4 protein-coding genes are annotated in these 2713 nt (G+C 60.3%); 3 read left to right on the forward strand and 1 reads right to left on the reverse strand.

The window, feature by feature from the left end:
• Positions 1-799, forward strand: a 799-nt coding sequence (locus NV64_RS05260; RefSeq protein ID WP_233208926.1) for a glutathione S-transferase family protein, incomplete at its 5' end; no start/stop codon positions are given.
• Positions 800-935: 136 nt separating this feature from the next.
• Positions 936-1067: a hypothetical protein gene (locus NV64_RS24355; RefSeq protein ID WP_255354431.1), complete on the forward strand. Its 132-nt coding sequence runs from the start codon at positions 936-938 to the stop codon at positions 1065-1067.
• 21 nt (positions 1068-1088) lie between these two features.
• On the opposite strand, the gene NV64_RS05265 is transcribed toward NV64_RS24355, so the two are convergent.
• Positions 1089-1991, reverse strand: a complete 903-nt coding sequence (locus tag NV64_RS05265) for a LysR family transcriptional regulator (protein WP_056235548.1) — start codon at positions 1989-1991, stop codon at positions 1089-1091.
• Positions 1992-2126: 135 nt separating this feature from the next.
• Here NV64_RS05265 and NV64_RS05270 point away from each other — a divergent pair.
• A partial coding sequence (locus NV64_RS05270) for a pirin family protein (RefSeq protein WP_101505467.1) occupies positions 2127-2713 on the forward strand: 587 nt, incomplete at its 3' end.

Consider the following 2713-nt stretch of genomic DNA (forward strand, 5'->3'; position numbering starts at 1 on the left):
TCCGTGGGCGCACCGCACGTTGATTATGCGCCAGCTGAAAGGGCTGGAAGAGACGATCTCCGTTTCCGTGGTGCATCCGCTGATGCTGGAGAACGGCTGGACCTTTGATGAAGATTTCCCGGCCGCTACTGGCGACAGCCTGTATCAGAATGAATATCTCTATCAGCTCTATCTGCACGCCGAGCCGACCTATACCGGCCGCGTCACCGTGCCGGTGCTGTGGGATAAGCAGCAGCACACCATCGTCAGCAACGAGTCCGCCGATATTATCCGCATGCTGAACAGCGCTTTTGACGGCGTGGGCGCGCGGGCCGGCGATTACTACCCGGACGATCTGCAGGCGCAGATTGATGAGCTGAACGGCTGGATCTACGACACGGTCAACAACGGCGTCTATAAATCCGGATTTGCCACCAGCCAGCCGGCCTACGATGAGGCGGTCACCGCGCTGTTTGCCTCGCTGGAACGTCTGGAGCAGATCCTCGGACAAACCCGTTATCTGACCGGCGATCGCCTGACGGAAGCGGACCTGCGGCTGTGGACCACGCTGGTGCGTTTTGACCCGGTGTACGTAACCCATTTCAAATGCGATCGCCACCGTATCAGTGACTACCTGAACCTGAACGGTTTCCTGCGCGAGATCTACCAGCTGCCGGGCATCGCCGAAACGGTGGATTTGGCGCATATCCGCCATCACTACTACCGCAGCCATAAAACCATTAACCCGAGCGGCGTGATTTCGCTGGGCCCGGCGTTTGACTGGGATGAGCCGCACGGCCGCGACGAGCGCTTTCCTTAATTAGCATCCGGGGCGATCGCCCGCGCCCCGGCACGCTTTTTTGATCTGGCACAACGCTTTGCTCCGCACGGTTACGTACCTTAGTTGAGGTAAACACCCCTTATCTCAACCGGCAGACCTGCCACGGAGCTTTGCTATGATCAAAACCCTGTCCGTTTGCGCCGCTGTGATTATGCTGGTCTGGATTGGCTTTGTCGGCCACTACTATTACCAGACCTTCTCTCACTTCAACAACATCGAACACGCCCAGCAGAGTGCTGAGCACTGAAAACCAGCGGGTGCCGGCCGGTTAGCCTGAGCGCTTCGCCAGCAGCTTCGGGATCTCGCGCAGGCACCAGGCTTTGGCTTCCCCCATGCTGTCACGTCGCCAGGCCATAATGATATCCACCTCACGGGTATATTCCGCACTGACCACCCGCAGACGCCCCTCGGCAATATCCTGCTCGACCATGCTGTACGGCATGGTGCCGACGCCAAGCCCGGCCAGCAGCGCGCGGCGCTTGTCTTCTACGGTGCTCACCGTCAGTCGCTGCTGCTTATCCAGCAGGGTCACCGTCAGCACCGGACGTTCGCGGGCGGTATCGGCCACCGCAATACCGCGATATTTCACCCGGGTGCTCTCCGCCTGCGGCTCCGGCTCCAGATGGATCGGATGATCGGCGCTGGCGACATAAACGCTCATCAGGGTGTACAGCTTGCGGGTGTTGATCTCCGAGGAGGCGCGAAAATGCATATCCGGTGCGATGACGATATCCGCCCGTCCCTGCTCCAGCCGTTCCCACGCGCCGGCCAGCACTTCGGTCATCAGCGACAGCTGGGTGTTGGCTTTTTCCGCCAGCCGCTCTACCAGCGGGAACAGCAGATCGGTCGCCACCAGCGACTCGGTGGCGATGGTCAGGTGAGTTTCCCAGCCGCGCGCCAGCGCTTCGGCATCGGTGGTCAGCTTATCGGCGGCTTCCAGCAGCACCCGTCCGCGCTCCAGCAGCATGCGCCCGACGTTGGTAAATTTAGTGCGGTGGCCGGAGCGGTCAAACAGCACCACGTCCAGCTCCTCTTCCAGCTTCTGCATGGTGTAGCTGAGCGCGGAGGGTACCCGGCCCAGCTCATCCGCCGCCGAAGCAAAGCTGCCGCGCCTGTCGATAGCATCCATTACCCGCAACGCTTCCAGCGTCAGAGCACGATCTTTAGCCATAACGATTCTCTGTCAGGAATTTTGAATATGGGCAGCAGATTAACTGGCTTACAATCCGTCGTCCAGAAACTTACCATTACAAGCTATAACCCCCGGGCGAATTCGGGTAATAAACGAGCACGAGGAGGAGAGACGATGATCACCAGCCGGACAGAAAAACAGTGTGGTAAAGCCGATTTTGGCTGGCTGCAGGCGCGTTACACCTTCTCCTTTGGCCACTATTTCGATCCAAAATTACTGGGCTACGCGTCATTGCGCGTGCTGAACCAGGAAGTGCTGGCACCAGGGGCTTCCTTCCAACCGCGCAGCTACCCGCGCGTTGATGTGCTTAACCTGATCCTGCAGGGCGAAGCGGAATACCGCGACAGCGAAGGCAACACGCAGCAGGCGCAGGCGGGCGAAGCGTTGTTACTGGCCACCCAGGCGGGGGTCAGCTACAGCGAACATAATATCAGTAAAGACCGCAGCCTGACGCGGCTGCAGCTGTGGCTGGACGCCTGCCCGGAAAAAGAGAGTGGCGCACTGCAGCGCATCGCCGTTTCCGACCGGCAGCGCTATACGTTACTGGCTTCACCGGACGGCAGCCACGGCAGCCTGCAGTTGCGCCAGCAGGTGTGGGTGCACCATCTGGTGCTGCAGCCCGGCGAGAGCCACACCCTGCCGCTGCACGGCCAGCGCGCCTATCTGCAGTCGATTCACGGCTCGCTGCAGGCCAGCGGCCA

The sequence above is a fragment of the Erwinia sp. B116 genome (assembly GCF_002865965.1).
Lineage (GTDB): Bacteria > Pseudomonadota > Gammaproteobacteria > Enterobacterales > Enterobacteriaceae > Erwinia.